This is a genomic window from Parasynechococcus sp., assembly GCF_042954245.1.
GTDB lineage: Bacteria > Cyanobacteriota > Cyanobacteriia > PCC-6307 > Cyanobiaceae > Parasynechococcus.
Window position 1 is genome coordinate 1 of record NZ_JBGKDP010000011.1, and the last position, 3827, is coordinate 3827.

Sequence of the window (3827 nt, forward strand, 5' to 3'; positions counted from 1 at the left end):
CTCAGGCTGTCCTTCCGGCACGCTGAGGCGATCGCTGACGTAAAGGCCGGGCTCAACGGTGAGCACCATACCTGGCTCCAGCGACGCAGGTTGCTCACCAAGCCGGTAGGCCCCCACGTCATGCACATCCAGACCCAGCCAATGGCCGGTGCGGTGCATGTACAGGTGGCGGTAGTCGCCTCGCTCGATAATGCCGTCCACATCCCCGATCAGCAGGCCCAGGTCCACCAGGCCCTCAACCAAAATTCGCAAGGCGGTGTCGTGCACCGACTCCGCAGTGCCGCCAGGAGCCACAACGGCAACCGCAGCTTCCTGAGCCTCCAGCACCAGGCTGTAGAGCTCCCGCTGTTCGGCTGTGAAGCGGCCATTCACCGGGAAGGTGCGGGTGATGTCGCCGTTGTAGTAGTCCTCCAGAGAACAACCGGCATCGATCAGCAGCAGGTCACCGTCCTGAAGCTGGGCCGTATTGGCGGTGTAGTGCAGGATGCAGGCGTTATCACCGCCAGCGACGATGGATCCGTAGGCCGGACCACGGGCCCCGTTGCTGCGGAAGTGGGCCTCCATCGCCGCCTGCACCTCGGCTTCGTTCATGCCCGGGCGGGTGATCGATCGGGCCAGCTCGTGGGCTTCTGAGGAGATGCGACAGGCCTCTCGTAGACGCTCCAACTCATGGGGCTCCTTGCGCAAGCGCAGGCGATGCAGGATCGGCGTTGGTGCCACCAGGCCCAGGGCCGCAGTACCCGTGCGGGCATAGGCATCAAGTTGCCGCCCCCAGGCCGAAAGCACCATCGACTCGACTGATGTATGGCGGCCCACCCGGAAGGCGATGGCTTCGGCACCGGCGAGGTACTCGGGCAGTTTTTCGCTCAGCTGATCCAGCGGATGGGCCAGATCCGCGCCATAGCGCTCCACCGCTCCTTTGGTGCCCCAGCGGAAACCGGTCCACACCTCAGCTGCCGGGTCCTTGGGCTGCACGAACAGCACGTAGCGCTCGCCTTCCGGACGATGCGGCAGCAGCAGAGCCACCGCGTCCGGTTCATCAAAACCGGTGAGATAAAAGAAATCGCTGTCCTGCCGGAAGGGCCACTCGCAGTCGGCGTGATGGGTCGCCAATGCCGCGGCCGGAATCACCGCGGCGGCAGCGTCGAGTTGCTCCATGAACAGGGCGCGACGACGCGCGTGGATGCCGGAGTCGAAACCGTTCACAGCAGCAGAGCGTTCAGGGGAACAGAATGGCAGTTGGCAAGGCCGAACTGGCCAGGGTCTCTACGATGCAAGGAGTTTCGGACGGCAATGAGCTCCGATCTCCTGGTGCTGTTGCTGCTGGTTTTGGTCGTGCTGCTGGGCTCGGCCCTCTGCTCCGGAGTGGAAGCCGCCCTGCTGACGGTGAGTCCGATCCGGGTGCATGAGCTGGCGGCCCGAGAACGCCCCGTGGCCGGGGCCCGGCGGCTGGCGCAGTTGCGTCAACGGCTGGGACGCACCCTGTCGGCTTTGGTGATCGCCAACAACGGCTTCAACATTTTCGGCAGCCTGATGCTGGGCGGTTATGCCGCCTGGGTGTTCGAGCAGCGCAACATCAGCGGTGTGGCCCTGCCGGTGTTCTCGGTGGGTCTAACTGTCCTGGTGATCCTGCTAGGGGAAATCCTGCCCAAAGCCCTCGGAAGCCGTCTGGCCTTGCCGGTGGCCCTGGCTAGCGCACCCCTGTTGCATTGGCTCGGCCTGGCGCTGCGGCCGCTGGTGCTGTTGCTGGAGCGGATGCTGCCGGCCATTACCGCCGAAGCGGAACTCAGCACCAATGAAGAGGAGATCCGTCTGCTGGCCCGCCTGGGCTCTCAGAAGGGAGAAATCGAAGCCGATGAAGCCGCGATGATCGGCAAGGTGTTTCAGCTGAACGACCTCACCGCCCGCGACCTGATGACGCCGCGGGTGGCGGCGCCCACCCTGGACGGCAGCCTTAGCATCGAAGCCCAGCGGGCCAAGCTGATGAGCACCAACGACCCCTGGTGGGTGGTGCTCGGCGATCAAGTGGACAAGGTGCTTGGCGTGGCCAGCCGCGAGCGGGTGCTCACCGCCCTGTTGGAGAGCCGCGGCCTGCTCACACCCGTTGACCTCTGCGAACCGGTGGAATATGTGCCCGAGATGATCCGGGCCGATCGGCTGCTGACGGGCTTCCGGCGCGACAGCGGTGGCGTACGCGTGGTGGTGGATGAATTCGGTGGCTTTGTCGGCGTGATCGGTGCCGAATCCGTGCTGGCAGTGCTGGCCGGCTGGTGGCGCAAGCCGGCAGCATGAACGGAATGCACCCCACCCCGTCACACACCGTTGAACGCTGCCAGCTGCTGCTAGAGCACTGGCGGAGTCAGCTTCAGCTGAGCCCACGGGACCAGGGACTGCTGGGGGGTGAATTGCAGCTACTGGATCGTCAGCTGCAACGGCTGCAGCAACGGCGCCTGCGCATTGCCCTGTTTGGTCGGGTGGGGGTCGGCAAATCCAGCCTGATTAATGCCTTGATCCGCCGGCCGCTGCTGGCAACAGATGTGGCCCACGGCAGCACCCGCCGGCAGCAGGCGGTGGACTGGCCCGTGGAGATTGTCGGGCTGACCAGGGTGGAGCTGGTGGACACCCCCGGCATTGATGAAATCGATACCGCCGGGCGGGCTCGCTTGGCCTCCCGAGTGGCCATGGGGGCCGATCTGGTGCTGGTGGTGGTGGACAGCGACCTGACCCGGGCCGACCTGGAGGCCTTGCGCACGCTGCTGGAGAGCGGCAAGCCCCTGCAGCTGGTGCTGAACCGGAGCGACCGCTGGCCAGAGCAGGAACGTGCCGAACTGCTTCGCAGCATTCGCGCCCGGCTGCCGGTGGATCTACCGATCACCGCGGCAGCGGCAGCACCCCGCAGCCCCCAGATCCAGGCCGATGGGCGGGTGCGCATCATGATCACGACGCCACAAGTACAAAACCTGCAGAAGCAGCTCTGCCGGCAGCTGGAGAACGAAGGCACCCTGCTGCTGGCGATTCAGTCGCTGCGCAAGGCCGACCGCTTCCAGAGGGCCTGCCAAGAACTGCGGCTGCAACATCACCGCCGCACGGCCCAGACCCTGATCGGTCGTTACGCAGCCGCCAAAGCCACCGGCGTGGCCGTCAACCCTGTGATGGCATTGGATATGGCGGGAGGCATGGCCTGCGACACCGCCCTGGTGCTGCAACTCAGCCGTCTCTACAACCTGCCGATGACACCAACAGCAGCACGGCTGCTGCTCATCCGACTCTCCAGCCACAACGCCTTGTTGGGCGGGGTGCAGTTGGGGCTGGCGGCCCTCAAGCAGGCACTGCTGCTGTTGGTGCCGGTGAGCGGCGGCGGCAGTTTGGCCCCTGCAGCCCCGGTGGCCCTGGCCCAAGCTGCCTTAGCAGTGCATGCTAGCCGTCGAGCGGGGCGTCTGGTGGCTCAGCAATTACTGCGACGGCGCGGTGGACAACCCGGAGCGCTGCTGCGCCGTCTGGCCGAACGTGATCCGGTGGTGCACCACTGGCTATTGCGCTGGCCCAAAGCCCTGGAGCAGGATCTGCAACCGCTGCTGCCCTGAGATGACCGCTGCTGCCATCGCCTTGCTGGGCACCAGCGCCGATCCACCCACCCGCGGCCATCAGGTGCTGCTGGAGGGGCTGTTGAACCGCTATGGCCATGTGGCGACCTGGGCTAGTGACAACCCCCTGAAACAGCACGATGCCCCCCTGACGTTGCGAGCGATGCTGCTCAGCCAGCTGGTGCAGCAACTGCAGGATGAACGGCTGGAGCTGGCCCAGCATCTGAGCAGCCCTTACACCTT

The 3827-nt window shown here is 65.6% G+C and carries 3 protein-coding genes and 1 pseudogene; 3 read left to right on the top strand and 1 reads right to left on the bottom strand.

Annotation, left to right across the window (positions count from 1 at the left end; translation table 11 throughout):
• Positions 1–1206: aminopeptidase P N-terminal domain-containing protein (locus tag ACGVJ8_RS00500; protein ID WP_392344995.1), on the bottom strand; the 1206-nt coding region annotated here is incomplete at its 3' end.
• Between the two features lie 87 nt (positions 1207–1293).
• Between ACGVJ8_RS00500 and ACGVJ8_RS00505 the strand changes: the two genes are divergently transcribed.
• From ACGVJ8_RS00505 to ACGVJ8_RS00515, 3 genes and pseudogenes are all read left to right on the top strand, one after another.
• On the top strand, positions 1294–2292 hold the full coding sequence (locus ACGVJ8_RS00505) for a CNNM domain-containing protein (protein WP_392344996.1): 999 nt from the start codon (positions 1294–1296) through the stop codon (positions 2290–2292).
• Positions 2289–3584: a GTP-binding protein gene (locus ACGVJ8_RS00510; protein ID WP_392344997.1), complete on the top strand. Its 1296-nt coding sequence runs from the start codon at positions 2289–2291 to the stop codon at positions 3582–3584. The genes ACGVJ8_RS00505 and ACGVJ8_RS00510 overlap by 4 nt, the downstream gene beginning before the upstream one ends.
• A gap of 1 nt (position 3585) precedes the next feature.
• A pseudogene (locus ACGVJ8_RS00515) lies at positions 3586–3827 on the top strand (nicotinate-nucleotide adenylyltransferase); the annotation flags it as partial.